At 45.5% G+C, this 26,535-nt stretch carries 26 protein-coding genes; all 26 read left to right on the top strand.

What is annotated here, in order from left to right; translation table 11 throughout:
• The 26 genes from H5T88_03640 to H5T88_03515 all read left to right on the top strand — a co-directional run bounded on the left by H5T88_03640 (nucleotide 1) and on the right by H5T88_03515 (nucleotide 26,528).
• A complete protein-coding gene (locus tag H5T88_03640; GenBank protein MBC7329433.1) occupies nucleotides 1–561 on the top strand; it encodes a sigma-70 family RNA polymerase sigma factor in 561 nt (186 codons plus the stop codon).
• A gap of 11 nt (nucleotides 562–572) precedes the next feature.
• On the top strand, nucleotides 573–2,228 hold the full coding sequence (locus H5T88_03635) for a BamA/TamA family outer membrane protein (GenBank protein MBC7329432.1): 1,656 nt from the start codon (nucleotides 573–575) through the stop codon (nucleotides 2,226–2,228).
• 2 nt (nucleotides 2,229–2,230) lie between these two features.
• Nucleotides 2,231–3,397: a hypothetical protein gene (locus H5T88_03630; GenBank protein ID MBC7329431.1), complete on the top strand. Its 1,167-nt coding sequence runs from the start codon at nucleotides 2,231–2,233 to the stop codon at nucleotides 3,395–3,397.
• Entirely contained in the window at nucleotides 3,394–4,521 is a 1,128-nt protein-coding gene (locus H5T88_03625) for a hypothetical protein (protein MBC7329430.1), read from the top strand. The genes H5T88_03630 and H5T88_03625 overlap by 4 nt, the downstream gene beginning before the upstream one ends.
• Before the next feature lie 414 nt (nucleotides 4,522–4,935).
• Nucleotides 4,936–5,595 (top strand): hypothetical protein, encoded by a 660-nt coding sequence (locus H5T88_03620; GenBank protein MBC7329429.1) that lies wholly within the window; start codon nucleotides 4,936–4,938, stop codon nucleotides 5,593–5,595.
• Nucleotides 5,596–6,065: 470 nt separating this feature from the next.
• A complete protein-coding gene (locus tag H5T88_03615) occupies nucleotides 6,066–6,935 on the top strand; it encodes an RHS repeat-associated core domain-containing protein (GenBank protein ID MBC7329428.1) in 870 nt (289 codons plus the stop codon).
• Between the two features lie 112 nt (nucleotides 6,936–7,047).
• The gene (locus H5T88_03610; GenBank protein MBC7329427.1) at nucleotides 7,048–8,124 is read left to right on the top strand and encodes a hypothetical protein; all 1,077 of its coding nucleotides are present in this window, start codon (nucleotides 7,048–7,050) and stop codon (nucleotides 8,122–8,124) included.
• Nucleotides 8,125–8,132: 8 nt separating this feature from the next.
• Nucleotides 8,133–9,437 carry an RHS repeat-associated core domain-containing protein gene (locus H5T88_03605; GenBank protein MBC7329426.1) on the top strand — a complete coding sequence of 435 codons (1,305 nt, stop codon included), beginning with the start codon at nucleotides 8,133–8,135 and terminating at the stop codon, nucleotides 9,435–9,437.
• A gap of 148 nt (nucleotides 9,438–9,585) precedes the next feature.
• Nucleotides 9,586–10,809, top strand: coding sequence for a hypothetical protein (locus H5T88_03600; protein MBC7329425.1), 1,224 nt, complete (start codon nucleotides 9,586–9,588; stop codon nucleotides 10,807–10,809).
• Nucleotides 10,810–11,824: 1,015 nt separating this feature from the next.
• On the top strand, nucleotides 11,825–13,888 hold the full coding sequence (gene recG / locus H5T88_03595; protein MBC7329424.1) for an ATP-dependent DNA helicase RecG: 2,064 nt from the start codon (nucleotides 11,825–11,827) through the stop codon (nucleotides 13,886–13,888).
• A 40-nt stretch (nucleotides 13,889–13,928) separates the two neighbouring features.
• Nucleotides 13,929–14,447 carry a 16S rRNA (guanine(966)-N(2))-methyltransferase RsmD gene (rsmD, locus tag H5T88_03590; protein ID MBC7329423.1) on the top strand — a complete coding sequence of 173 codons (519 nt, stop codon included), beginning with the start codon at nucleotides 13,929–13,931 and terminating at the stop codon, nucleotides 14,445–14,447.
• Nucleotides 14,444–14,938 carry a pantetheine-phosphate adenylyltransferase gene (coaD, locus tag H5T88_03585; protein ID MBC7329422.1) on the top strand — a complete coding sequence of 165 codons (495 nt, stop codon included), beginning with the start codon at nucleotides 14,444–14,446 and terminating at the stop codon, nucleotides 14,936–14,938. Before rsmD ends, coaD begins: the two co-directional genes overlap by 4 nt.
• Nucleotides 14,919–15,395 carry an ATPase gene (locus tag H5T88_03580; GenBank protein ID MBC7329421.1) on the top strand — a complete coding sequence of 159 codons (477 nt, stop codon included), beginning with the start codon at nucleotides 14,919–14,921 and terminating at the stop codon, nucleotides 15,393–15,395. Before coaD ends, H5T88_03580 begins: the two co-directional genes overlap by 20 nt.
• A gap of 1 nt (nucleotide 15,396) precedes the next feature.
• The gene (gene pta / locus H5T88_03575; GenBank protein MBC7329420.1) at nucleotides 15,397–16,410 is read left to right on the top strand and encodes a phosphate acetyltransferase; all 1,014 of its coding nucleotides are present in this window, start codon (nucleotides 15,397–15,399) and stop codon (nucleotides 16,408–16,410) included.
• Nucleotides 16,407–17,645, top strand: coding sequence for an acetate kinase (locus H5T88_03570; GenBank protein ID MBC7329419.1), 1,239 nt, complete (start codon nucleotides 16,407–16,409; stop codon nucleotides 17,643–17,645). The genes pta and H5T88_03570 overlap by 4 nt, the downstream gene beginning before the upstream one ends.
• 1 nt (nucleotide 17,646) lies before the next feature.
• A complete protein-coding gene (locus H5T88_03565) occupies nucleotides 17,647–18,177 on the top strand; it encodes a DUF177 domain-containing protein (protein MBC7329418.1) in 531 nt (176 codons plus the stop codon).
• Nucleotides 18,170–18,358 (top strand): 50S ribosomal protein L32, encoded by a 189-nt coding sequence (gene rpmF / locus H5T88_03560; protein MBC7329417.1) that lies wholly within the window; start codon nucleotides 18,170–18,172, stop codon nucleotides 18,356–18,358. Before H5T88_03565 ends, rpmF begins: the two co-directional genes overlap by 8 nt.
• Before the next feature lie 8 nt (nucleotides 18,359–18,366).
• Nucleotides 18,367–19,308: a phosphate acyltransferase PlsX gene (gene plsX, locus H5T88_03555; protein ID MBC7329416.1), complete on the top strand. Its 942-nt coding sequence runs from the start codon at nucleotides 18,367–18,369 to the stop codon at nucleotides 19,306–19,308.
• A 7-nt stretch (nucleotides 19,309–19,315) separates the two neighbouring features.
• Nucleotides 19,316–20,296: a ketoacyl-ACP synthase III gene (locus H5T88_03550; protein MBC7329415.1), complete on the top strand. Its 981-nt coding sequence runs from the start codon at nucleotides 19,316–19,318 to the stop codon at nucleotides 20,294–20,296.
• A gap of 7 nt (nucleotides 20,297–20,303) precedes the next feature.
• Nucleotides 20,304–21,260: an enoyl-[acyl-carrier-protein] reductase FabK gene (fabK, locus tag H5T88_03545; GenBank protein MBC7329414.1), complete on the top strand. Its 957-nt coding sequence runs from the start codon at nucleotides 20,304–20,306 to the stop codon at nucleotides 21,258–21,260.
• Complete coding sequence (gene fabD / locus H5T88_03540; GenBank protein MBC7329413.1) at nucleotides 21,253–22,164, top strand: ACP S-malonyltransferase; 912 nt, start codon at nucleotides 21,253–21,255, stop codon at nucleotides 22,162–22,164. Before fabK ends, fabD begins: the two co-directional genes overlap by 8 nt.
• Nucleotides 22,165–22,171: 7 nt before the next feature.
• Entirely contained in the window at nucleotides 22,172–22,915 is a 744-nt protein-coding gene (fabG, locus tag H5T88_03535; protein MBC7329412.1) for a 3-oxoacyl-[acyl-carrier-protein] reductase, read from the top strand.
• A gap of 48 nt (nucleotides 22,916–22,963) precedes the next feature.
• On the top strand, nucleotides 22,964–23,080 hold the full coding sequence (locus H5T88_03530) for a rubredoxin (GenBank protein MBC7329411.1): 117 nt from the start codon (nucleotides 22,964–22,966) through the stop codon (nucleotides 23,078–23,080).
• Nucleotides 23,080–23,319: an acyl carrier protein gene (acpP, locus tag H5T88_03525; protein ID MBC7329410.1), complete on the top strand. Its 240-nt coding sequence runs from the start codon at nucleotides 23,080–23,082 to the stop codon at nucleotides 23,317–23,319. Before H5T88_03530 ends, acpP begins: the two co-directional genes overlap by 1 nt.
• A gap of 3 nt (nucleotides 23,320–23,322) precedes the next feature.
• Entirely contained in the window at nucleotides 23,323–24,564 is a 1,242-nt protein-coding gene (gene fabF / locus H5T88_03520) for a beta-ketoacyl-ACP synthase II (protein MBC7329409.1), read from the top strand.
• Between the two features lie 23 nt (nucleotides 24,565–24,587).
• Nucleotides 24,588–26,528 (top strand): cellulase family glycosylhydrolase, encoded by a 1,941-nt coding sequence (locus H5T88_03515; protein MBC7329408.1) that lies wholly within the window; start codon nucleotides 24,588–24,590, stop codon nucleotides 26,526–26,528.
• The last annotated feature ends 7 nt before the right edge of the window (nucleotides 26,529–26,535 follow it).

Here is a 26,535-nt window from a genome sequence, read left to right as displayed (position 1 = left end):
ATGGAGTTCAAAAAACTAAGCAAAGAAGAATTAGATAAACTATTTGAGGAAATATTGGATAAATATGAGAGAAAAATCTTCAACATGATATATAGAATGATAGGAAACTACGACGATGCGGTTGACCTTACTCAGGAGACCTTCCTCAGGGTCTATAAGAGCCTGAGAAGTTTTAGAGGTGAGGCAAACATTTATACTTGGATTTATCAAATAGCTTTAAACCTCTGCAGGACGAAGATGGCGCAGGACAGAAAGATGAAGGTCACATCTTTAGACGAGGTGATTGAAACAGAGGAGGGAGAAGTAGAGAGGGAAATTCCCGATGAGTCCATGACCCCGGAGCAAGTTTATGAGGCGAAGAGCATTCAGGAAGCGGTTCAAAAAGCTATTGAGAAGCTTCCGGTTCCTTATAGGGAGGTCATTGTCCTTCACGACTTGCAGGGTTTTTCCTATCAGGAAATAGCGAATATGTTGGGGACAAGCGAGGAGGCTGTGAGAGTGAGATTGCACAGAGCAAGAAAAAGGTTGAAAGAATTGTTGGAACCGTTTATAAAAGAATAAGGAGGTTAAAAATGCGAGCTAGGATAGGAGTAATACTGGTCTTGTTCTTAAGTTCCTTTGCCTTGGGGGCAAAGGTAGCGGAAATCCGTATAGTGGGCAACGAGCACATTTCAAAGGAAGCGATTATGGGCGTTATCTCCACTAAGGTCGGAGAGGAATTAGACGAGCAGAAATTAGCTAACGACGAGAAGGCGATAAGCCAAATGGGATACTTCTACCAGGTCAAGGCTGTTAAAGAGGAAAGTCCCGAAGGCGTGATTGTTACCTTCATCACATTAGAAAATCCCTTCATTAAAAACATAAAAATTGAGGGGGCAACCGTCTTCTCTGAGAAAGAAATCCTCTCCTGGTTGAAAACGGAAAGCGGTCAGGTTTTAAATATTAACTCCCTCCGCAGCGACCTTGAGACCATAATAAGCCAGTATAGGCAGAAAGGTTATATAGCCATTTTCACGAGGGAACCGGAGCCTACCCCAGATGGAACCCTCATCATCTATATAACAGAGATGAAAATTGGCAAGATAGAAATCAAAGGATTGCGTAAGACAAAAAGGGTCGTTGTGGAGAGGTTCATAAGAAGCAAGGAGGGCTCTCTATTGAACATAAATTCGTTAGGGGAGGACAGGAAGAGGATATTTGACCTGGGCTTATTTGAAAATGTCGTAATTGACCTCCAGCCAGGAGAAAAGGAGGATTTAGTGAATGTAACATTTGATATCACGGAAACGAAAACTGGGCAGATAATGGTGGGATTGGGTTATAGCGCACAGCAGGGGCTGGTAGGAAGGGCGGAGTACTTGGAAAATAACTTCAGGGGAATGGCTGAGGGATTGCATTTCCTGTGGGAAGTTGGTGGATATACAAGCAAAAGAAGCTACGAAATCGGATATTATAAGCCATGGATTGATATACACAATACATCTTTCAATATTTCTATTTACGACAAGGTTATTTATAGATGGGTAACCGAGGAAGCAACTTCCCGCTACGATGAGTATCGAAAGGGTGTTTCAACGACATTTGAGAGACCCCTTGATGATTGGAGAAGGGCTTCCATTGGTTTGAGGAGCGAGGATGTAGCTATAAATCCCGAGGAAGGAGCTGGTTTACCGATACTTGGATATGTGAAGGGGAAAGTTAATGCCGCAAGATTCAGCTACTATCTTGATACGAGAGATGTAAGGCGAAGCCCCAAAAAGGGTATTTACAATATTTATTCCATAGAGATAGGGAAATCTTCCTCCTTCTTTACAAAGCAGGAGATAGACCTCCGTCGCTACAAACCCTTTGGGAAGAAGAAAAATTATGTTCTTGCCACAAGATTGAACTTGGCAATGGCAGAGGGAAACATACCAGCTTTCGAGTTCTATACCTTGGGCGGCGCCGATAACCTGCGTGGTTATAGGGAAGACCGGTTCTGGGGAGAGAAAATGGCTCTGTTATCCGTGGAATTGAGGGTTCCACTTGAGAAGGCTTTCTTCGGGGCGGTATTCGTTGATTATGGTTCCGCTTGGGGAGGTAAGTATTCAACCAGCAGCAAATTCTCTCCCCATCTGGGAGCGGGAATAGGTTTGAGGTTTGAAACCCCTCTCGGTCCTATAAGGCTTGACTATGCTTGGGGCTCCGAGGGACCGAGAACCCACTTCAGCATCGGTCATCCCTTCTAAAAATGGATTACGAGAGGCATAACGAGGAAGTCAGAAAAGTTTGGGAAGCCTTCAATCAAGGCAAACCCTTCAGGGTTCCTATTGTCTTCAATATGAACCCTCGTTTCTATTTGCTCACTCCCTGGCTAAATGAGGAAGGCTACACATTTGAGCAATACATAAAGGACCCAGAGATTATGTTGAAGGTTCAGCTGAAATTCAAGAAGTGGGTGAGAATAAACGTCCCCCAGGATATGGAAATGGGTTATCCTAAAGATAATTGGGGAGGAGTATATGTGGATTTGCAAAATTTCTACGAGGCGGGTTGGCTGGGAAATAATGTTGTTTTTCCGGAAGGAGATGTTCCCTATGCAGCTCCCTTGACTAGGGAGAAATTGGAGGAAATTATTGAGGCGGGAATTCCTCACCCCCTCAAGGACAATTGGATGGGGAAGGGTATGGAGATATTCTATTATTTCAAGGAAAGGGTGAAGGAAATGGAATTTGAAGGGATTCCCGTGGGTGAAATGGTATATCCTCCAGGCGCGGGAACCGATGGACCCTTCACAGTTGCAGCTGCTCTTATGGGAGCAACGGAACTCTGCCTTGCCCTTTACGAGGAACCCGATTTCGTCCACAAGCTCTTGAATTTCATCACCGAGGCGACTATTGTCAGGATTAAGGCGATTTGGGATTTGATGGGCTGGAGCTATCCAGTGCAAAGTTGGGGCTTCGCCGATGATTCCATAGAGCTCATATCAACCCAGCAATATAAAGAATTCGTTCTGCCATACCATAAAAGGCTCGTAGAGACATTCTCTAAAGGTGGACCAAATGCTATACATCTCTGCGGAAAGGTTCAGAGGCATTTAAAAACCCTCAAGGATGAGCTCAATATAACGACCTTTGACCTCGGCTTTCCCACAGACCTTGGCTTAGCGAGAAGGGAGCTCGGACCGGATGTGCTTCTGAGGGGAAATCTCCATCCCGAACTATTGAGAAGCGGTTCCCCTGAGGAAATAGAGAGGGAGACAAAGAGGATTTGCGAGTCCGGTGTCATGGAAGGTGGGAAATGGATATTTTGTGAGGGAAACAATGTAGCACCAAATACTCCTTTGCAAAATTTTTATGCCATGTATAATGCAGGTAAGAAATACGGAAGATATAAGAAAGGAGATGATTTAGAATGAACTACAGAGAGAGATACTTGGAAACGGCGAGATTCGGAAATCCCGATAGGGCATTCCTGGTGCCCCAATGGTTTTGGCACGAAACCATCCTTCGTTGGCAGAAGGAGGGAATGCCCGTAGATGTGCATATAGTTCATTATTTCGGTTTCGACCGCTACGAAGTCGTGCCCATAAACCTTGGGCTCGTTCCCGCATTTGAAGTGGAGACTCTTCATGTTGATGAGGCGGAAAGGACAACCATTATAAGGGATTCAGATGGAACTATTAAGAAGATTTTCTTGGATAAATCAGAGCTTTCAATGCCTCTCTGGCTTGACTACCCAATAAAAACAAGAGAGGATTGGGAGGAATATAAAAAGAGGTTGAATCCCAAATCTCCCTGCAGATATCCTGCCTGGTGGGAGGATTACAAGAGGTCTGTGAAGGATAGGGATTATCCCTTGGGCATAAGCGTTGGCTCTTTCTATGGCTGGGTGAGGAACTGGATGGGTGTTGAGAGGCTCTCTTATATGCTCTACGACGACCCTGATTTCATAAGGGAAATAGACGAATACATAGCAGATTTCGTCATAGAGGTTACGAGGAAAGCGGTGGAGGAGTTGGATCTGGATTTCGCTCTATTCTGGGAGGATTTGGGAATGAAGGTTGGACCGCTGATTTCCCCCAAGCATTTTCGAGAGATAATGCTTCCCTGCTATAAGAGGGTAACGGAATTCCTCCGCAAAAATGGGATAGACATCATCTGGGTTGACAGCGATGGAAACAATGACCCAATCATTCCCCTTTGGCTTGAAGGAGGTGTGAACGGCATCTATCCCCTTGAGGTAGCGGCTGACCAGGACGCCGTGGCGCTGAGGAAGAAATACGGAAAGGACCTCCTTCTTATGGGGAACATAGATAAGAGGGTTTTAGCTCGGACTAAGGAAGAGATAGAAAGGGAAGTTTTGAAGAAAGTGCCTTGGTTGGTTATGCAGGGAGGATACTTCCCCTTCGTAGACCATTCGGTCCCGCCAGATGTTCCTCTTGAGAACTTCCAATATTACCTTGACCTCGTCAAGCAAGTGATCTCCGACCCCGAGCGCTATTATCACTTGGCAAAAGAGAAAGGCTATGTAGAAGAATAAAGATACCAAGCGCTTCTTTTGATGAGGAAGCTACCCTCTTATTGCGAGCCTCCCTCAAGGGAGGCTCGCAAATATCTTTTTATAACGAGGCAGAGCTTGTCTTTAATATATGTTTCAGAATAATAAGGGGAACAGTGAAGGGGCTATTTGAGTGGGGGTGGAGCGATTACGGAGGATTTGGCGATTAGCGAACTTCCTCCAATGCATAGAGGGAACGGTTAGAAGAAGATTTTGCGAGGTGAAAAGACAGCTCCGCAAATTTTTGAAATAATGAGCGAGCAAAACTCGCAAAAATAGACACATATATATATGGAATACAATGAATGGAATCATTTCAAAAGGAAGCGAGATGCTATTGACAGATAGGCAAAATTATTATATCATTTGTATGGTTTTTAAGGCAGGTTGGTCCAAGTGAGGGATGCCTTGAACAATATAACCCAGTATCAATACGATGCCAATGGCAATCTGACGAAGGTGGTAGATGGGAAATTGAAGGTCAAAACTGACGGAAGAGGATGGAAGACATATTTCTTCTATGATTCGGTAGGAAGGTTGATGCATAAGCTCTACGGTAACGGAACGGGAGAGGGCTGTAACTACGACGCAATGGGGAGATTGACTTCCCACACTAATCCCGCTCTTGGCGAGCTCGGGTATTATGGAGATGGAGATGCTGGGATGTATCTCTTAACGCAGAGATGGTATAATCCTACGATTGGGAGGTTTGTGGCGAGAGATCCGATAAAGAACAAGAAGAATTTTCTTTGTTATGAATGGTATTTAGAATGTATTCGCGGAGCGGCAGAGGATGTGCGGGAATGTATCCTCGTTGTTATGGGACACGGATGGATACCAGTATTGGAAACTGTTGAATGTACCCTCACCTGTGGTGTAGCCTGCATAGCCAGTGGGCCAGCATGGAGTGGTTGTATGGAGGCGTGTCTTGGCGCTTGTGGTTGGGCCTTCGGAGCAATCGATGTGATCGCGCTAAAGCCCTGTTATGAAATTGCTAAAATAGAAAAAGAAAGTTGTGAAGATGCTTACAGGTGGTGTTGTAGACATGCTGAATGATTTTTTGCTGGCCTTTCTTGTCATAGGTGCTTGGTATATATCATCGTTCATTTTAATAGCATTTCGCTCGGGACAACCTATAACACATGTGCTTCTTTCAGGGATTTTATGTCCAGTTTCTGTTTTCGCTTCACACTATATTGGTAGCTTAATATGGCGACTCGGCACTCTATCAGGCATAACGATTATGTGTATACTTACCTCTTTCATGACGTGGTTTTGGTTGTTCTGTTGTGGAGGAGCGGCCTTGCTTATGTCTCCGATTGTTTGGGCAAGGTCTACTATATCTAATTCCTCTTTCAGAACAGAAATTTCAAGACTTATGGGTGTTTTTGGCCTTCCTATCACTACACGCCAGATTATCTATTTTTTTCCTGTTCTTTTCCTTTACCTTATCCCATGCCTTTTCTATTTGTGCTCAATTTCGCTAATTTCCCGATAAAATGGGTAAGAAAAGTCAAATTTTCGCAATGGGCAATGTTGATTTAGCGACTGAAGCTCAAGGAGCGAATATATTGGCTTACTACACGCAAGGTCAAGGGCTTTTAAGCCAGATGAGAAACAACGCCTCTTACTTCAACCATTACGATGGTCTCGGCTCAGCGAAAGCTCTGACAGATGCAAATCAAAACATCCAAAGCACAACAATCTACGATGCTTGGGGAAATATTCTCCAAGCTACTGGCACAATCACAAATCCCTATCTCTATGTTGGCGAGCTCGGGTATTATGGAGATGGGGATGCAGGGATGTATCTTTTGACTCAAAGATGGTATAATCCTGTTGTGGGGAGATTTGTCGTGAGGGACCCGTTAAAGGCAGGGAGGTGCGATCTTTATGTTTACGTGTTAAACGACCCTCAAAATTTAGTTGATCCAGCGGGATTAAAGGAACGATGCCCTACCATTTATGAACTCCCTAAAGGCGCTAAGAAATGTTTTTATAAATGTCTAGGCTTTGGTTGGGTAAATGGAATGCCTACATATTATGTGGATTTAAAATGTTTGGAAAAATGTGTAAAAGATCAGATGGACAAGGTTCTTGCGAACTACATTTGCTGTCTTTGGTGGAAGTATATATATGGAGGCGAGGATATATCTAAAGACCCTTGGGTTATACATCCTTGTGAGGAAGAAACTTCTAACTATGAGTTGGCAGCCTGCGAGAGATGTTGTCATTTTCAAACTTATCTCTGTGATATAAATTCTTTTGCTCCTCCTGTTGTAGGTGGCGCTAGCACTACCCAACGTGGCAGATTCTTTAAACGGTGCTACTGGAATTGTGCCTCTGGGTGCGCTTTAAAATTTTTTAAATTAAGGAGGAAGGTGTATGAGAGGTAGAGTAAAATCACGGTTTATTATATTTTCAGGGTACTTGTGCCTCACGCTGGGACTTTTAGCCCTTTTCTCCTTTCAATCAAAAAAGTCAAAAACGCAGAAAATTGACAATGTTTTGCAAGAATTAAAAGCGCCACAGAACTACTACCATCGCCTATATATCGCCACTGCTGATGTATCTCCAGATGGTAAATTCTTAAGCGTTGTGGTAGTAGGTGGTAGGTCCTCCCGCAACAGAGTGCTTTCGGTATATTCATTGGAAACGAAGGATAAGTGGGAAGTAGCCGATGAGGCTTTGCATTGCTTTTGGGATAAACGAAATGTGCTTTGGTTTGATAGAAAAATAGGGAACAATTGGTCAATCTGGAAATGGCAACCAACACATACCTGGCCTCAGCTCGTGGCTAGCAAAGCCTTTAACCCATTCCCTTCCCCAGATGGAGAGAGGGTAGCTTGTTTCCCTCATGTGGACATAAAAGACCAGAAATCTCTAAAGGAAGCGAGTACCATTTTACTCTTCAACGGGAAGGGAGAGCTTAGAGGAAGAATATCACTTCCCGGTCCTCCCTTTTTTTGCGAGTGGTCTCCTACAGGAAATGGAATGTATGTTATCTGTCTACCGGGACTTTCAGATCCGCCCTATTCCCTTTTCCATATTGTCTATTTAACACTATCTCCCCTTTCGCAAAGAGTGGTGAGCTCTGAGTCCTATCCAATAGCTGGGAAAGGGTCTTGGTGCTTGGATGATGGAGGATTTGTTTTCGTTATAAGGGAAAAATTTCCATCTCAAGGTTTGCCAAGTAGCAAAGTTCCTCTTTCATTTCCAGGCTCACATTCTAAGCTTAGCGACTTTTATTTTTGGAAATATAATCCCGAAGGCGAAAATAAAAAATTAGAATTGATATGGAAAGAGAAGGGTTATAATCGGTCTTTCGCTATAAGCCCTGATGGGAGATTTCTCCTCATTCCTCACGAAGCTATTAACCAACAAAAGAAAGTCTACAGTTATCTGCATTTAGTCGATTTGAAAAGAAAGAAAACATCAAAGATAACGAGAGAGGAAATCAAGGATGGAATAAGGAGGGTATGGTATCATCGGGGATTGGGTGGCTTCTGTATCGCCACTCCATACCAGGTTTTGCTTTTAAAGGAAAGCGGGGAGATGCGAACCCTGGTATCCTTGGAAGGATGAGAAGAGAGATGAGGAGCTGCGCGAGCAACCCATATGTTTGGAAAACCAGAGCTGGGGTCATTTTGAGTTTTCTTCTCTGGAGACCGACTAAAGGCGAATCAGATGAACTGCTTTTCTTATACAAAAAGGAAGGCGAAAAAGTATGGCATTCCATAAGTTTAGGGGAGGTGGGATTTTACGACTATAAAATCTCCCCCAATGGGCAACCCGTTGCCCTCCTTCTGGGAGAGGGAGAAAATACAAGGACTCTAAAGGTCTTCTCCCTTGCTACCGAAGGGGAAATTCGCAGCGCACTCATTGAAGGGGAGAAAAGAAGAAATAAGGAAATCGGTTATATGGAGGGTCTTCACGAACTTCTTTATAAGATGGTTCAAGTGAATTTGCCCTATGGCTTAACAATTGTCTATGCTTATGACTACTCCGGAAAGAGAATCGCAAAGACAGCTGGTGGAACAACGATAGATTACTATTTTGACGGCGATGATTTGATAATTGAATCTCAAGGAGCGAATATTTTGGCTTATTACACGCAAGGTCAAGGGCTTTTAAGTCAGCGAAGAAACAACGCCTCTTACTTCAACCACTACGACGGTCTCGGCTCAGCGAAAGCTCTGACAGATGCAAATCAAAACATCCAAAGCACAACAATCTACGATGCTTGGGGAAATATCTTACAGGCGAGTGGAGCAATCACAAATCCCTATCTCTATGTTGGAGAGCTCGGGTATTATGGAGATGGCGATGCAGGGATGTATCTTTTGACTCAAAGATGGTATAATCCTGCGATTGGGAGATTTGTCGTGAGGGACCCGCTAAACGAACTTGCTCATTACCCTTATGTAGCGGGGAACCCTTTTAACAGAAGAGACCCTGAAGGAACCGGAATTAGAGATTGGTGGCGAAGAAGAAAGGAAAAAGCTTGGGGAAAAATTTTTAAAGAAGCGTGTGAGAAGCTCTGCACTTCTTATACAAGTGAGGTAGGAGTTGTTGGGTGGGCATCTTGCAAGTTGTTCTGTTCTGCATTATGGGATTGGGCGAAAACTATAAAGGATTTATGTAAGTGGATAAAAAAGCTTGAAAGAGAAGCGGACCTTTGCAACATGGCTGAGAGTCAATATAACTATGATTACACCAATTGTGTGATTCTTTGCAAGAATTGGAATAGATGTAGCAACTGCTGTCATATAGTGAGTGAAAATCGTGGTGAATGGGTTTATGGACGCGGTTACGAGTTGTATATGCAGCAATGCGAAAATGTAAGAGGTAAAAAGGCAACCTTAAGATATTTTGTTGGTGAGAACTTTTGGGAGTAAGTGGAAAATGAAAAAGCATTACAAGTTTATTTATATTCCCTCGCTTTTAATCTGTTTAATATGTGTTTTCGTAGTAGCCGCAAAGCACATCCACCGGGTTATTTCACAGCGCTTAATTTTAAATTCATCTACGCATTCCAGTTCACCTATGCCGTCTTTCATACCTGGCGAAGGTGGTTTTAAACCTACTATCCCTCCCGGCGTTCCCTATGGAGCCCAGCTCCTTACATTAGGAGAAAATAGGTTTTTGCTTTTAGCGGATATTGTATCTGGAAAAAGTGCTTCTGTCTCAAATTATAGCTATCCAGTATGCGAAAGGAAGGTTTGGTTTGTTTCTAAGGAGGGAGAAAAGGAATTACCAATAGGACCTATCGGTTATTCTCTTCATCAGCCCTTTGAGATAAGATACTCGCCGCCCTATCTATCTTATGTGGTGAGAAAGGGACACAAAAACTCACAGAAGGTCCTCACTTCCCAGTTTTTCCTCTACGACCTTTCCACTGATAAGGAGAAATATTTAGGGGAATTTAAGGGAACATATTCAGCACGGATTCTTCCATACCACGTCGCCTTCCCTTCGCTTCCCCAATCCTATATCATTGAACACCTTATATCCCTAGCTTCTTCGGATTCCTCTCGCATAAAGCATAGGTTAAATTTTTATATAGGAGTGGAAGAAAAGGGAAAGGGTATTTTATTCAGGAAGTTTGATAGTATGGAGGGCAAAAGAGGAGAGGTTCTGGAACGTCCTTGTGTCTGGGAAACTAGAGTTGGGGTATTTTTGAGTGTTCTTCTTGTGAGACCGACTGATGAACCGCTTTTCTTATACAAAAAGGAAGGCGAAAAAGTATGGCATTCCATAAGTTTAGGCGAAATTGGATTCTTTGACTATAAAATCTCTCCAGAGGGACAATATGTTGCATTCTTATTAGAAGAAGATAATGCGAGAGTGTTAAAACTATTTTCTCTTGCTACCCAAGCAAATGTTTTTATCACAACCGTTGAAGGAGAAAAAATAAGAAACATGTTCATTGGTTTTCCTGAAGGTGAGCGGCAATTCCTTCTGCCCTCTTCAATTCGCTGGGATGAGGAGGAAAAGCATATAATAGCGTTTGCAAGGGAAACCATATTGGAGGGAAAGCCACAGATATTGTGGTTTTTCAATATTGATAAAGGAGGAACGAAGAAGATAGAGCTTCCTTTTCAACGGATATGGGATGTCTTAATTCGAGGTGAAAATCAACTCATTTTGGTGGCAGGAAATCCCTTAAAAGATACACCGGATTGGGGCATTTATGAATTTTATATGGGAAAGAAAGGGGAAGGGATTGCGAAACCGATTAAGGTATTCAAGGTGAAAGAGACGAGATAAAATGCCCTCCTATTCATCTTAATATTGCTGATTCTCTCTGCGTTTAACTTAGCAAAAGGAAGTGGTATTGATTCTTGGGAGAGTTTTCTATATATTTTCTTGTCTATCCTTTGGATATTGCTGAGGAGTCGGTTTGTCGTATCTTACTTCGGGAGCTGTTAAAGGTTATAGTTAAACAACGGTTGTTAGATATTTCCTGGGATATTTAGTCGGACTTTACTATTTGGCTTGTTTAGGGTTTCTAATAGCCTTAAGGGAACGGGTGAGCCAGGACGATTTGGCTAAAGCGAGATAAAAATCATTTTGATAAACTCCATTTTTTCCCTTTTATCCTGATAGCTTCTGTATATCTTCTTTTCTTACCAATAGAAGAGCGTATCTAGCCGCACTGGAAATACATAACATTATTTATTCTTCTGCTTAGGTTCCTCTTCTGTGGTTTATTTGCTCCTTTTTGGTTCACTCAGATGGGCGGCGATGTTCTCTTTCTTTCGCCAATCTTTTATTTCAAAAAGGAATTTGCTGGTTTGGATTTTGTTGAAATTTGTAGACAATATAAAGGTCCATCAATAAAGGCTTTCGCCAAGCTCATTTTTACAAATAAACTCGCCCTTATAGCGTTGATATTTCTAAATTAGCGATAGAGGGGTTTGTTATCCATCAGCAACTCGTTTAGGGATCAGCTTGTATACCCGCCTCAATGGATATGCGTTGCTATGTGGAATCTTGGTTTTATTAAATGTGGTTTATATTTAAAATTCCCTGTTTTTCACTGAATCATTCGGGAATTTTTTCTCTTCTTAAAGGGTCGCTTGCTCTTCTTATTCGCTCTTCTTACTCACCCTTGGGCATATTTGCTGGAGCGAGAATAAAGATTACATCGGCTGGAATTTTTGAAAGTTTCCTTTCCCCATTAGGAGAATTACGAGAGAGTTTGCTCTCTTTATCAATCTTCTAAAAGGCAAAATCCTTTTGACAGAAGCGGACATAAGGACTAAAATTTATTAGCCCCACGATGCTTAAGAATCCCGTTAGATACATAAAAGGTGTTGGCGAAAAGCGAGCCTTCGTGCTCTCCAAGTTGGGCATTCATACGGCACAGGACCTCCTCTATCATTTCCCTCGCAGATGGGAGGATAGGCGTCATTTTAAGAAAATAAGGGAGCTTGTTGATGGGGAGAAAGTGGCGATTCTTGGGAGAGTCCTTGACGCCGAGAGCACTGTGACCCGCAAGGGGCTTGTTATCGTTAAGGCGGTTATTGACGATGTCTCGGGAGTAGCTTATCTCACCTGGTTCAACCAGCCATATATGAAAAAGAGGTTCAAGGCTCTCAGGGGAAAGAGGATTGTAGCCTATGGGACGGTTAAAAAGAACAGATTTGGGGTGGAGATAGAGAATCCTGAGTGGGAAGAAGTGGAAGAGGAGGAAGGGAAGGAGAGCCTGAATCTCGGAAGGATAGTGCCCATTTATCCCTTAACCGAGGGAATCTCTCAACTTCAGATGAGGAAGATAATAAGCAATGCCCTTGATATTCTTACCCCCACCATAGTTGATATTATTCCCCCCTGGATAAGGGAGAAAAGGAAGCTATTGCCTCTTTCCCAGGCGCTGAGGGAAATCCATTTTCCTACAAGCGCTCAGTCCCTCGCACAAGCGAGGAGGAGATTGGTATACGAGGAGTTTTTCCTTCTCCAGCTCATCCTTGCTCTTAGGCAAAAGGAATACAAGGAGGAAAAAGGACGGAGCCTTGAGTTTGATGTATTTGGTGAACTGGAGAAGGTTTTGCCCTTTACCTTAACGAACGCTCAGAGGAAGGTAATAGAGGAAGTGGCAAACGATATGAAGAAGGGGCATCCGATGAATAGACTCATTCAGGGGGATGTGGGCTCTGGCAAGACGATTGTTGCTGTTGCGGCTATCTTGATAGCGGTTCGCTGCGGCTACCAATGCGCCCTTATGGCTCCCACGGAGATATTGGCGGAACAGCATTTCATCGTCCTCAGCAACCTACTCTTCCCCCTCGGCATAAAACTAAGCCTTCTCGTGGGTGGTATGACCCAGAAGGAGAAACAGATGACAAAGAAGCTGATAGCGGAAGGGGAAACGGATGTCGTTATTGGAACCCATGCATTGTTGGAGGAGGATGTGGAATTTAAGAATCTTGGGCTGGTTATAATAGACGAACAGCATAGGTTCGGGGTAATGCAGAGGGCTACTCTCCGCCAGAAAGGATTGAATCCCGAGGTTTTGGTGATGACCGCAACCCCCATACCGAGGACTCTCGCCCTAACCGTTTACGGAGATTTGGACATCTCCATTATAGATGAACTTCCTCCCGGACGCCGTCCGGTGAAGACTTTCTGGGTTCCAAAATCCAAGCGTAAGTGGGCTTATGCCTTCGTGAGGGAGGAGATAAAGAAGGGAAGGCAAGCCTATGCTGTTTGCCCTTTAATTGAGGAATCGGAAAAGCTTCAAGCCGAGGCGGCGGAGAAGCTCGCAAGCGATTTGGCTCGCCTTCTTCCTGATGTGAGGATAGGATTACTTCATGGGCAAATGCGTCCGAAAGAGAAGGAACAGATAATGAGAGAATTTCGGGATAAGAAGATAGACCTTCTCGTCTCCACTCCCGTGATTGAAGTGGGAATTGATGTTCCGAATGCTACTGTGATGGTGATTGAGGATGCGGATAGATTTGGGCTTGCACAATTGCATCAATTGAGGGGGAGGGTAGGTAGAGGAGAGGAGCAGTCATATTGTATCCTCATAGCCACTCCTCGCTCTGAGGAGGCGAAGAGGAGATTGCAGGTTATGACCGAGACAAATGATGGCTTTCGCATAGCGGAGGAGGATTTGGCTATAAGGGGACCGGGTGAGTTCTTCGGCACTCGCCAGCATGGTCTTCCTGATTTAAAGTTGGCGAATATATTAAAAGATGTAAAAATATTAGAAGAGGCAAGAGAAGATGCTCTTGAGCTCGTGGTTCAAGACCCTCATCTCCGCAAGCCGGAACATAGGCTTCTTGCCAAGGAGATAAGGGAAAGATTTGGCGATGCAATTGAGATGTTGGACATAGGTTAAGATGCTAAGAGTCGCAAGCGGAAGAGAAAAAGGAAGGAAGTTGAGAAGCTTGAAAAGCCTGCGTCCCACGGAGGAGCAGGTGCGAACCGCTTTATTTAACTCCCTCGGTATGAAGCTGGAGGGAGCGAGGTTCCTTGACCTCTTTGCCGGGACAGGGATAGTGGGGATTGAGGCTTTGAGCAGGGGGGCAAGGGAGGCTTGGTTTGTGGATAGGGCGTGGAAATGCATTGAGCTGATAAAGGAAAATCTCAAGGAGTGCCATTTGGAGGAAAGGGGAAAGGTTTTCCATACAGATGCGAGGAAAGCTGTATCCCTTTTTTCAAAAAGGGGAGAGAGGTTTGACATTGTATTCCTTGACCCACCTTATAAGAGGATAGACCTCCTCTTGGAGACCCTACAACTTATAGGGGAGGAGGAGATTTTAAGAGAGGGAGGTCTATGCGTTGTTCAGCATCTCTCTCATATTCTCTTGCCTGATGAGATAGGTAAATTAAGAAAAGGGAACGAAAAGAAGTTTGGCACGACGACATTGACGATTTATGGGAGGGAGGAAATTTGATTAAAGCGATATATCCGGGAACATTTGACCCACCGACGAACGGGCATCTGGACCTCATAGAGAGGAGTGCGAGACTCTTTGATGTTTTGATAGTTGCTGTTGGGGAGTCCATGGAGAAGAAGCCCCTTTTTTCCCTTGAGGAGAGATTGGATATGCTAAGGGAGCTTTGTGCTCCATATCCCAATGTTGAGGTTGCCCATTTCAAGGGGCTTTTGGTGAATTTCGCCAAGGAGGTTGGGGCGAAGGTTATAATAAGGGGGTTGAGGGCAATTTCTGATTTTGAATACGAGATGCAGATGGCGTTGATGAATAGAAAACTCGCGCCAAACATAGAGACTCTTTTCCTGATGACCTCTGATCGGTGGTCATTTTTATCCTCAAGTTTGGTAAAGGAAGTCGCGTTATTAGGGGGATGCATAAAGGATTTAGTTCCCCCCATAGTAGAAAACTATTTAAGGGAGAAGAAGAAAAATGGCGGAAATGAAAGTTGAGTTATTCAGGCTTTTAGACCAGTTGGAGGAATTAATGGATTCCTCTCGCCAGATATTCGGCAAGGCTATATTCGTTGATGTTGAGAAGTTCTTCTTTCTTCTGAATCGGATAAGAGTTACACTTCCCGAGGAGATAAAGAGAGCGGCTCAACTGGAGGAGGAAAGGGAGAGGATACTTCAAAAGGCGAGGGAGGAAGCGGAGGCGATTGTGAGGAGGGCAAGGGAAGAGGCGGCGAGATTGACGGAGGAGAGCGAGATCACGAAGAGAGCACAACAAAGGGGAATGGAGATAATAGCGGAAGCGGAGAGGAAAAGCAAGGAGATAATGATAGGGGCAGAGGAATACGCAAAGGATGTCCTCGTTCAACTGGAAAATTACCTTTCCCGTGTTTTAAGCGCTGCCCGCAAGGGCATTAGCGAATTGGAGGAAAGGTTGAAGAGAAAAGGAGGCGATTGAAGTGAGCCCAATGCAGAGACTCAGAGAACTGGCAAAGAGCAGGAAGCAAAAGATAGTGCTTCCTGAGGGACACGATGCAAGAGTGATAAAAGCAGCGAGGGAGGCGACGGATGAGGGGATAGCAGAGGTCGTAATCTTGGGGGATGAGGATGATATATTACGGCTGGCGAGGGAAAACAGCGTGGACCTTGAGGGGATAGAGATAATAAATCCCAAAAAATCTCCAAAGTTGGAGGAATATGCGAAGACATTATATGAGCTCAGAAAACACAAGGGCGTTAGTATGGAGAAAGCCTATGAGATGGCTTCTTCCTATCTTTATTATGGGGTTTTGATGGTCTATTCAGGGGATGCAGATGGAGAGGTATCGGGAGCAACCCATCCCACTAGCGATACTTTCCGTCCTGCTCTTCAGGTAATAAAGTGCCTGCCAGAGGTGGAGATAGCTTCCGCCTTCTTCGCTATGGTTGTTCCCGATAGCCCCTATGGTGAGAACGGTTTTTTCCTTTTCGCGGACTCCGGCTTGGTAATAGACCCCAATCCAAGGGAATTAGCCCAGATTGCGATTTCCACTGCTGATACTATGAGGACCGTTTTCGGTTATGAACCGAGGGTTGCTTTGCTTTCCTTCTCAACTAAAGGCTCAGCTTCACATCCCTTGGTAGACAAGGTCGTTGAAGCGACGAAGATAGCAAAGGAGCGTCGTCCTGACATTCTTTTGGATGGCGAGTTGCAGGTGGACGCGGCGATTATCCCTTGGGTTGCGGAGAAAAAGGCACCGGGCAGTCCCGTGGGCGGAAGGGCGAATGTCTTGATTTTCCCTGATTTGAACGCGGGGAACATCGCCTATAAACTTGTCCAAAGGTTGGCTAAGGCGGAGGCTTATGGACCCATCGCGCAGGGCTTATGCAAGCCAATCAACGATTTATCAAGAGGTTGTAGCGTTGAGGATATCGTCAATGTCATCATAATAACATCCGCCCAGTCTCTTGCTTTAAAGGGTGAGGTGCAATGAAGGTATTAGTGATAAACTGCGGAAGTTCTTCCCTAAAATACCAACTCATTGAGCTTGACAATAACCAGTTAATGGCAAGGGGATTGGCTGACAGGGTTGGATTACAACTCTATGAGAAAGCCTCCCTTACCCATAGGGTGAATGAAAAAGTGTGGAAATACAATGTGGATATGCCCGACCATTACAGGGCTATGGAGGAGGTTGCGAAAGTTCTCACCCATCCCGAAATGGGGGTTATAAAGACCTTGGAGGAGATAGATGCTGTGGGACATAGGGTGGTTCATGGAGGCGAAAGGTTTACAAGTTCCGTTGTCATAGATAAGGAAGTGGAGAAGGCGATAGAGGAATGTGCCAACCTTGCCCCTCTTCACAATCCTCCAAATCTTACAGGGATAAGGGCAGCTAAAGCTCTCCTTCCAAATGTTCCCCATATTGCGGTTTTTGATACAGCTTTCCATTCCACTATTCCACCCTATGCTTACATCTATGCGCTTCCATACGAGTTCTATGAGAGATATCGGATTAGGAGATACGGTTTCCACGGCACATCGCATTATTATGTTGCAAGGCGCGCAATCCAGTATCTGAAGGAGAACTTTTCCATTGAGCCATCTAAATCAAAGGTGATAACCTGCCATTTGGGGAATGGCTGTAGTATAACCGCCGTCTTAGGGGGTGAATCTATTGATACGAGTATGGGCTTAACGCCTGCTGAGGGCTTGGTTATGGGGACTCGCTGTGGTGATATTGACCCTGCCATACTACCTTTCTTGATGGAAAAAGAGGGCTACACTGCGAAGGATATAGACGAGATAATAAACAAGAAGAGCGGGTTATTAGGTATTTCTGGTAAGACAAACGATATGAGAGACATAGAAGAGGAAATAGCAAAGGGGGACAAGAGGGCGAAATTGGCTTTTGATGTTTTCTGTTATAGAGTGAAGAAATATATAGGCGCTTACGCCGCGGTGATGGGCGGAGTGCACGCGGTTGTGTTCACGGGTGGGATAGGCGAGAACGGTCCTATGGAGCGGGAAGCGATATGCTCAGGGCTGGAATTTCTGGGGATAGAGATAGACCCTGAGAAAAACGAGATGATGATAAGGGGCAAGGAAGGAGATATAAGTAAGGAAAATGCTCCCACGAGGGTTTTGGTTATACCCACTAACGAGGAGCTTGTGATAGCGCAGGAGACTGCCAGGATTGTTTCTAATATAAAGAAAAGGAGTGTTTAAAATGAAACTTGACCTATCTGAACTGATAAAATCCCCTGGGGCGGTGATTCCCTTTCACTTGGAGGAGAACATAGAAGTGGAGGGAGTGGAGCTCTTAGAACCCGTGGTCGCGGATTTCAAATTCTCCAATACGAACAGGTCTATTGTCATTGAAGGGGAATTTAAGACCACTATTATGGCGGAATGCGTCCGTTGTTTGAAAAGGTTTCCCTTCCCTTTGGAGTTCTCCTTCCAGGAAGCTTATACGCGTCAGGATTTGATGCTTGACACTAAGGGCAATTTGTTAACGGACGACGAGGATATCCGCTCAATTTTTGAGGGTTATGTTCTTGATTTAACGGAGCTTTTACGCCAAAATATAATATTGGCTCTTCCCTTGGCGCCCCTTTGCTCTCCCGATTGCAAAGGGTTGTGCCCTTATTGTGGCAAGAATTTAAACGAGGGAGAGTGTGAATGTAGCGGTAAAAAGGTCGACCCCCGCTGGCAGAAACTATTAGAATACAAGAAAAAAGGAGGTATGAGAGTTGGCTAATCCGAAGAGGCGTTTCTCTCACTCAAGGACAGCCCATAGGAAGGCGAGATGGTTATCCCTTAATTGGGGAGGAATTTCCATTTGTCCCCATTGCCACGCCTTGAAGCAGGCTCATCGCGTATGTCCTTCCTGTGGCTACTATAAGGGGAACCTCGTCCTGGAAGAAGTTAAGGAGAAGTGAAGGAGAAGATTTCCATAGCGGTTGACGCTATGGGGGGCGATTTCGCCCCGAGTGAGATCATTAAAGGGGCGAAGGAAGCCCTTTCACTTGATGAGAATTTACGAATAATACTCGTTGGAGAGCCCTCCCTCCTGGAGAAAGAGATAGAGGGAGGGGAGGGCATAGAGATTTTACCTGCCTCTCAAACGATAAGTGTGGAGGAAAAGCCCACAGTTGTGAGGAAAAAGCAGGACTCTTCCCTGATGGTGGCTTTAAGGGCTGTAAAGGAAGGGAGGGCGCAGGCGGTAATTACCGCTGGTCATACTGGGGCAGCGGTGCTCGGTTCCCTCCTAACTTGGGGGAAAATAAAGGGAATTTCTCGTCCCGCAATCGCTGCCCCTATGCCCTGTATAGGTGGTAGATTTCTTCTCCTTGACGCAGGGGCGAATGTGGATTGCAAGCCCGAACACCTCCTTCACTTCGCTATCATGGGAAATATATATGCTTCCCAAATTCTCCATATCCAAAATCCACGCATCGGATTATTGAATATCGGTGAGGAAACGGGCAAGGGGAACAGATTGACAACATCAGCATATCAGCTTTTGGAAAAATCATCTCTTAATTTCATCGGAAATGTGGAGGGCAAGGACATATTCAGCGGTAAAGTAGATGTAGTGGTTTGTGATGGATTCGTGGGCAATGTCGTTCTCAAGAGCAGTGAGGGTTTAGCCCAGCTCGCCCTCTATTATATAAAGGAGCTGGGAATGGATGTGGGGAAGTTGATACCTTATTTTGATTACGCTGAGTATGGTGGGGCGCCCATACTTGGCGTCCCACATATATTGATTAAGAGCCATGGGAGGTCAAGGGCGAAAGCGATAAGGCAGGCTATACTTGTGGCAAAGGAGGCAGTGGAGATGGATATGATAGGCAAAATAATTTCCGCTCTTTCCGCCGAAAGGAGTTGATTGGAGGATGAGAAGGGTAGGAATAGACGGAGTTGGTGCCTATGTTCCACAAAGGATTTTAACTAATAAGGATTTGGAGAAAATGGTTGATACTACTGATGAGTGGATTACCACCCGAACGGGTATAAAGGAAAGGAGAATCGCAGAGGATTGGCAAGCTTCCTCTGACTTAGCCTTTGAGGCAGCCAAGGTAGCTTTAGAGAGGGCTAAAATTGAGCCCGAGGACTTGGATTTGATAATCGTCTGCGGTGTAACTTTTGACTATCCCTTCCCCGCTACAGCCTGTATCCTGCAGGATAGATTAGGAGCGAGAAAAGCAGGAGCAATGGACATTGAGGCGGGATGCACTGGCTTCATTTATTCCTTATCGGTTGCTTATGGGTATGTGGCGACGGGCGTTTACGAGAATGTCCTCGTTGTAGGAAGCGATGTTCTATCCAAAGTAACGGATTGGCAGGATAGGTCTTCCTGCATCCTATTCGGCGATGCAGCTGGCGCAGCTGTCGTATCCATTTATAAAGGACAAGGGGAATTGTTAAATTTCTATTTGCGTTCCGATGGCTCCCGTGTGGATGATTTGCTTATCCCCGCTGGTGGCTCAAGAAATCCCGCTTCTCATAAGACGGTAGAGGAGCGTCTCCATTATATGAAGCTCAACGGTCCAGAGGTCTTTCGCTTAGCTGTCAGGGTGATAGAGGACGCGGTTCTTTCCGTCTTGGAGAAGGCGAATATAACAAAGGAGGAGATAAGCTTGTTTATTCCTCATCAAGCAAATATCCGTATAATAAACACAGCAGCAAGAAATCTGGGAATACCCGAGGAGAAATTCTTCGTCAATGTTCAACGCTACGGAAACACTTCCGCCGCCTCTATACCCCTCGCCCTTTATGAGGCTTTGGAGCAGGGAAGAATCAAAAGCGGAGATTATGTGATGCTGGTTGGCTTTGGCGCGGGACTAACTTGGGGCGCTTATCTTATAAGGTGGTGAGGGGAAGATGTTCAGGACGAGAGTTTGTGAGCTTTTAGGCATAGAATATCCAATTCTGCAAGGTGGTATGGCCTGGGTGGCAACAGCTGAACTGGCGGCAGCAGTTTCAGAGGCAGGAGGCTTGGGAATAATTGGAGCTGGTGGTATGCCTGGCGAGATTTTGAGGGAGGAAATCAGGAAAGCTCGTTCCCTAACAAATAAACCCTTTGGTGTCAACATAATGCTTATGTCGGAGTTCGTTGAGGAGCAGATGAAGGTAATTTTGGAGGAGAGACCAGCTGTTATAACGACGGGAGCGGGCAATCCTGGGGTTTATATCCCCGATTTGAAATCAGCGGGGATAAAGGTGATTCCCGTTGTTGCCTCCGTAGCCCTCGCAATCCGTTTGGAGAGAATCGGCGTTGATGCTCTGATTGCCGAGGGAAGCGAATCCGGAGGGCACATTGGGGAGGTTTCCACATTCGCTTTGCTTCCCCAGGTTGTTGATGCCGTCTCCCTACCGGTGATTGCAGCGGGAGGAATTGCAGATGGGAGAGGATTTCTCGCCGCCTTCGCTCTTGGCGCAGAGGGTGTACAGATGGGAACGAGGTTTGTATGCTCAACCGAGTGCACAGTCCATCCCGCCTATAAGGAAGCGATAATTAAGGCAAGGGATAGAGACACGGTTGTGACAGGGCGTCCAACTGGACATCCCGTTAGATGCATAAGAAATAAGCTTACAAGAAAATTTGAGGAATTGGAGTCTCGCTGTGCCCCACCGGAGGAGTTGGAGGAGTTGGGTAGAGGGAGATTGAGAGCGGCTGCTGTTGATGGAGATGTGGAATATGGTTCTGTTATGGCAGGAGAGATAAGCGGGTTGATAAAGGACATTAAGCCGGTTAAGCAGATAATACAAGATATAATAACAGAGGCAGAGGAGCTTTTAGCTAATTTGTATAAAAAATATGGTGAGCGCGATGCTTGAAAGGGAAGTAGCTCTTCTTTTCCCTGGACAGGGTTCTCAATATGTTGGTATGGGGAAGGAACTTTATGAGGGATACAGTGAGGTTAGGGAGATATTCGGAATAGCTAACGAGGTATTGGGGTTTGATTTAACGAGTTTCTGCTTTTATGGTCCAGAGGAAGAGTTGAGGAGGACATCAATCGCTCAGCCAGCAATCCTTACCCTCAGCGTAGCTATATGGAGGCTTCTTCCTCCCCTTAGAGCGAGATATTTGGCGGGACACAGCCTCGGCGAATACACAGCACTTGTTGTGGGTGGTGTCCTTACCTTCCAAGAAGCTCTTAGGTTAGTAAAAAAGAGGGGGGAATATATGGAGGAAATGAAAGAGGGGACTATGGTCGCTGTTATGAGGTTGGGAAGGGAGGAATTAGAGGAAGTCGTGAAAAGTGTTGAGGGAATTTGTGTGATAGCCAATTATAATTCCCCTCAGCAAATAGTTATATCCGGGGAAAGGGAGGCTGTTGAGGAGGCAGCGAGGAAGGCGGAGGCTAAGGGAGCGAGATGTGTTCAGCTTGCTGTTAGCGGTGCCTTTCATTCTCCTTTGATGACGGAAGCTAATAAGAGATTCAAAAGTGAGCTGGAGAAATTTGATTTTCGGGATAGCTCAATTCCCATTGTCTGCAATGCCTTTGCTAAGCCAGTGATAAAGGGCGAGGAGCTCAAGGAGGCTTTGAAGGTTCAAATGGTGAGCCCGGTGCGGTGGGAGGAAAGCGTGAGATTGATTGGGAAAGAAGTCAACTTTTTCCTCGAGGTCGGTCCGGGCAAAGTATTGACTAATCTCGTGAAGAGGATATTACCTGACGCAACTGTTTTCAATATAGGAGATATGAGCACGCTGGAGGAATTTCTAAATGGAAGGAGGTAGAATTAAGATGAGATTTGAAGGGAAAGTTGCGATAATAACGGGAGCTGGAAGGGGAATTGGAAAGGCTATAGCGGAGAGGCTGGCTTCAGAGGGGGCGGATGTCGTGGTATGTGATATAGACAAGGAGGCGGCGGAGCGGACAGCGGAGGAAATAAGAAGCAAATATTCAGTGAAGGCAATAGCCATTTCCGCTGATGTGGCGAAGGAAGGGGATGTAAATTCCATGGTGGAGGAAACGATTAAGAATTTTGGCAGGGTTGATTTTCTAATCAATAATGCGGGAATAACAAAGGATAGCTTGCTCTTGCGGATGAGCGAAGAGGAGTGGGACAAAGTGATAGCGGTTGACCTAAAGAGTGTTTTCCTTTGCACGAGGGCTGTAATAAGGCATATGATGAGGCAGAGGTTTGGAAGGATAGTGAACATCTCCTCCGTTATAGGGTTAAGGGGGAATGTGGGGCAGGCAAATTATGCCTCAGCCAAGGCGGGCATAATAGGCTTCACGAAATCTTCTGCCAGGGAATTAGCGGGAAGGAATATAACCGTCAACGCGGTTGCTCCCGGATACATTCAGACGGAGATGACTGAAAGGCTACCTCAGGATGTAAGGGAAGAGATGTTAAAGCAGGTTCCATTAGGGCGTCCCGGTCAGCCCGAAGATGTTGCTGGAGTGGTTGCTTTTCTCTGCTCAGAGGATGCTTCATATATAACGGGAGAGATAATTCGGGTTGACGGCGGTATGGCTATGTAGTTAAATATTTATTGACCTTTTGAATCAACTAATAAGGAGGTAGATGCAATGGCAACCTGGAAATGCAAGGAATGCGGAGCAGAAAAGGAAGCCAGATGCAAGCCCAAGAAGTGCTCCCAGTGCGGAGCGCAGAATTCCTTTGAAAAAGTGGAGGTGAAAAAATAATGACCGATATCGCGGAAAGAGTGAAAAACATAGTTGCTGAGAGACTGAATGTCAATCCGGAGGAAGTCACCCTTGAAACGACATTTGAAGACCTCGGCGCCGACTCTTTAGATGTGATGGACCTCGTTATGGAGCTGGAGCAGGAATTTGATATAGAAATACCGGATGAGGATGCGGAGAAAATAAGAACAATTGAGGACACGATAAATTACATCCAGTCCCGTCTTCAAAAGGAATAGATAATGCCCTCAAAAAGGGCGGTCATCACTGGCTTATCCCTTCTAACTCCGTTAGGGGTAGGGGTAGATAAAAACTGGCGGAGGTTATTGAAGGGAGAAAGCGGTATAAGTCAGATAACCTTCTTTGATGCGAGCGCCTTTAGCAGTCAGATAGGCGGTGAGGTGAGGGATTTCAATCCTGAGGAGTATATAGATAAAAGGGAAGTAAGGAGGATGGACCGCTTCGCTCAATTCAGCGTTGCGGCGGCGAAGATGGCGCTTGCCGATGCTGGTCTTGAGATGGAGAGGCTGAAGCCGGAAGAGGTGGCCGTAATTATGGGAAGCGGAATAGGGGGGATAGCAACTTGGGAGGAGCAGCATAGGATTTTCCTTGAAAAGGGACCGAATAGGGTGAGTCCCTTCTTCATCCCTATGCTGATCTCCGATATGGCGGCTGCTCACATAGCGATAGCCTTTAAAGCCATGGGGGCGAACTATGCCACGGTGAGCGCCTGCGCCAGTGGAGCAAATGCCATTGGGGAGGCTCTAAGATTGATAAGGGAGGAAAGAGCAAAGGTGGTAATCGCTGGTGGTAGCGAAGCCTGTGTAACACCCCTCGCTTTAGCCGGCTTCTGTTCGATGAGGGCGCTCTCAACGAGAAACGATGAACCAGAGAAAGCCTCCCGTCCATTTGACGCTAAAAGGGATGGCTTTGTCCTCTCTGAAGGGGCGGGAGTTGTGATTGTTGAGGAGATGGAGTTCGCGAAAAAGAGAGGAGCGAGAATTTACGCCGAGCTGCTGGGCTATGGATTATCCTGCGATGCCTATCATATTACAGCACCCGAGCCAAACGGAAAAGGTGCCGTCCTCTCTATGGAGTTCGCTCTGAAGGATGCGGGGATAAGCAAGGAGGATGTTGATTATATAAACGCCCACGGAACATCCACCCAATTGAACGACGCAACCGAGACATTGGCAATAAAGAAGGTTTTCGGGCAAAGGGCTTACGAAATCCCCATCTCCTCAACCAAATCTATGATTGGACACCTGCTTGGCGCTGCTGGTGCGGTTGAGTTTGTCGTTTCCCTTTTAAGCATAAGGGACAACATAATCCATCCCACGATAAATTACGAATATCCTGACCCCGACTGCGATTTGGATTATGTGCCGAATAAAGCAAGGGAAACGAAAGTTGATGTTATAATGTCCAATTCCTTTGGATTTGGAGGGCACAATGTAACCCTCGTAGCCAAGAGGTTTGAATAAAATAGGAGGTGAATTATACCAAGATGGAGAAATTGAATCTGCTCAAGAAAAACGGAAAACCCTTATATCTTTTAGGTGTCAACTACTGGGCGAGAGACGCTGGTCCTTTGATGTGGCGTAAATGGGATAAGGAAAAGGTGAGGGATGAAATAAGGCAGATGAAGTCATTGGGCATGAACACAATTCGTTCATTCATCTATATGCCCGACTTTATGCCTCGTCCAGGGGAACTTGATGAGGAGATGCTGAGGCGCTTCGGGGAATTCCTTCAGCTCTGCAAGGAAGAAGGAATCTACACATTTCCTTCGTTCTTCGTGGGGCATATGTCCGGGGAAAATTGGGATGTGCCCTGGAGGGAAGGGAGGAATTTTTACACCGACCCTTGGATGATTCGTCAGGAAATAGCTTATATTCAAGGGATAGTTTCTCGCTTCAAGGACGAAGAGGCGATTGTAGGTTGGCTTCTCTCAAACGAGATTCCTCTCTATGGAGGGAATACGACGAGGGATATAGGCTATGTTTGGGTGAAAACGATGTGCGAAGCAATTAGGCAGATAGACCCAACACGTCCGATTTCTACTGGTGATGGTTGCTGGTACCTCAGCGGAGACGATAATGGCTTTAATTTGGATGACCTTTCCAAAGTCCTGGACTTCTTTGGACCCCATTCCTATCCCTCGGAGATTGATTCCCTTCGCCACTCGTTTATCCCCGCAATGCTTATGCAGCTGGCTAAAACTTGGGGATTGCCCGTTCTTTTGGAGGAATTTGGTTGTTCAAATGCCCACTGCTCAGAGGAACATCAAGCGGATTACTATAGGACAACTTTCCACTCTGTCTTGATTAACGGAGGGTGTGGGTGTCTGGGTTGGTGCTATAGCGATTTCAACCTCCCTTATCAAAGACCATACTCCCATCATCCCTTTGAGATGCTTTTCGGAGTAACTCGCTCCGATAAATCGGAAAAGCCAGTTGCCCTTGAATTCAAGAGATTCTCCTCCCTATTGGAGAAGTTAGACCTTTCCAGTTTGGAAATCCCCACGCCCGAGGCTTATATCCTCGTCCCCTCTTTCTATTTCAATCCCTACCCATTCTCCTGGATGGACAAAGGGTTGACGAATAGGATATTTCTTCAAGCATTTACAACGGCCAAGATGGCTAAAATAACAACGGGCTTTTGGCGTGAGGAGCCTATTATCTCCGATATACCCTATGATATTGAATTGCGGAAGGAAGTCCGCTTCCCTGAGGGAGCCAAGCTCCTCATTCTTCCTTCCTTGCCGATGCTCACAGCGCCCAGCTGGGAGGCGCTCTATAGCTTCGCTGAAAAAGGAGGCACAGTTTATTTCTCCTATAGATATCAGCCCTGGATACACAACTTTGAACGCCTAACCGGCTGTAGCCATAAGCTCAGATACGGAATACCTGATATCCCAGCCTCTGATTTAACAATCAGTTTCGTAAAATCTATGCCAGGGATAGAGGATGGGGAAGTCTTCAATTTCACTCCTTCAGCTTCCCCCTTTAACAGCGCGTTTTGCCCCTTGGTTCCCAAGTCAGCCGAGGTGATTGCCATAGATGAGGAAGGCAACCCCGCCATAGTTATCAATAGAGTGGGCAAGGGGAAGATATTCTTCTCCGCCTTTCCACTTGAGCTTTACCTCAGCGAGAAGCCGGAGGCGAACAAAACATCGCTCTTATGGAGGTTTTATAAAGCAATGGCATTGGAAGCGGGAATAGACTTCCCCATTGATTTCACAAACCCATACGTTGAGATGGAAGTTTTAAGGCAGGGAAGTGATACCCTTATTTGGTTGGTCAATCATTCCTGGGAGACAGTAGAAGGAACTCTTTTGGGAGATTTTGAGAGGGCTATAGACTTAGAAAGCGGAAAGGGGTTAACCTTCAGCGGAGAAAGGGATATAATATTAGCTAAGAAGGAAGTAAAGGTATTGAAAATATGAGAAAAGA

The sequence above is a fragment of the bacterium genome (assembly GCA_014360495.1).
GTDB lineage: Bacteria > Armatimonadota > JACIXR01 > JACIXR01 > JACIXR01 > JACIXR01.
The sequence above is the reverse complement of the archived record's forward strand: the minus strand, read 5'-3'. Positions and strand labels throughout refer to the sequence as shown.

Excerpts from the sequence above, each read along its gene's own strand:
- H5T88_03640 (MBC7329433.1), top strand. The coding sequence starts at position 1 with ATGGAGTTCAAAAAACTAAGCAAAGAAGAATTAGATAAACTATTTGAG.
- H5T88_03635 (MBC7329432.1), top strand. The coding sequence starts at position 573 with ATGCGAGCTAGGATAGGAGTAATACTGGTCTTGTTCTTAAGTTCCTTT.
- H5T88_03630 (MBC7329431.1), top strand. The coding sequence starts at position 2,231 with ATGGATTACGAGAGGCATAACGAGGAAGTCAGAAAAGTTTGGGAAGCC.
- H5T88_03625 (MBC7329430.1), top strand. The coding sequence starts at position 3,394 with ATGAACTACAGAGAGAGATACTTGGAAACGGCGAGATTCGGAAATCCC.
- H5T88_03615 (MBC7329428.1), top strand. The coding sequence starts at position 6,066 with ATGGGCAATGTTGATTTAGCGACTGAAGCTCAAGGAGCGAATATATTG.
- H5T88_03605 (MBC7329426.1), top strand. The coding sequence starts at position 8,133 with ATGAGGAGCTGCGCGAGCAACCCATATGTTTGGAAAACCAGAGCTGGG.
- H5T88_03600 (MBC7329425.1), top strand. The coding sequence starts at position 9,586 with ATGCCGTCTTTCATACCTGGCGAAGGTGGTTTTAAACCTACTATCCCT.
- recG (MBC7329424.1), top strand. The coding sequence starts at position 11,825 with ATGCTTAAGAATCCCGTTAGATACATAAAAGGTGTTGGCGAAAAGCGA.
- H5T88_03580 (MBC7329421.1), top strand. The coding sequence starts at position 14,919 with ATGGCGGAAATGAAAGTTGAGTTATTCAGGCTTTTAGACCAGTTGGAG.
- H5T88_03570 (MBC7329419.1), top strand. The coding sequence starts at position 16,407 with ATGAAGGTATTAGTGATAAACTGCGGAAGTTCTTCCCTAAAATACCAA.
- H5T88_03565 (MBC7329418.1), top strand. The coding sequence starts at position 17,647 with ATGAAACTTGACCTATCTGAACTGATAAAATCCCCTGGGGCGGTGATT.
- H5T88_03550 (MBC7329415.1), top strand. The coding sequence starts at position 19,316 with ATGAGAAGGGTAGGAATAGACGGAGTTGGTGCCTATGTTCCACAAAGG.
- fabK (MBC7329414.1), top strand. The coding sequence starts at position 20,304 with ATGTTCAGGACGAGAGTTTGTGAGCTTTTAGGCATAGAATATCCAATT.
- fabD (MBC7329413.1), top strand. The coding sequence starts at position 21,253 with ATGCTTGAAAGGGAAGTAGCTCTTCTTTTCCCTGGACAGGGTTCTCAA.
- fabG (MBC7329412.1), top strand. The coding sequence starts at position 22,172 with ATGAGATTTGAAGGGAAAGTTGCGATAATAACGGGAGCTGGAAGGGGA.
- H5T88_03530 (MBC7329411.1), top strand. The coding sequence starts at position 22,964 with ATGGCAACCTGGAAATGCAAGGAATGCGGAGCAGAAAAGGAAGCCAGA.
- acpP (MBC7329410.1), top strand. The coding sequence starts at position 23,080 with ATGACCGATATCGCGGAAAGAGTGAAAAACATAGTTGCTGAGAGACTG.
- fabF (MBC7329409.1), top strand. The coding sequence starts at position 23,323 with ATGCCCTCAAAAAGGGCGGTCATCACTGGCTTATCCCTTCTAACTCCG.
- H5T88_03515 (MBC7329408.1), top strand. The coding sequence starts at position 24,588 with ATGGAGAAATTGAATCTGCTCAAGAAAAACGGAAAACCCTTATATCTT.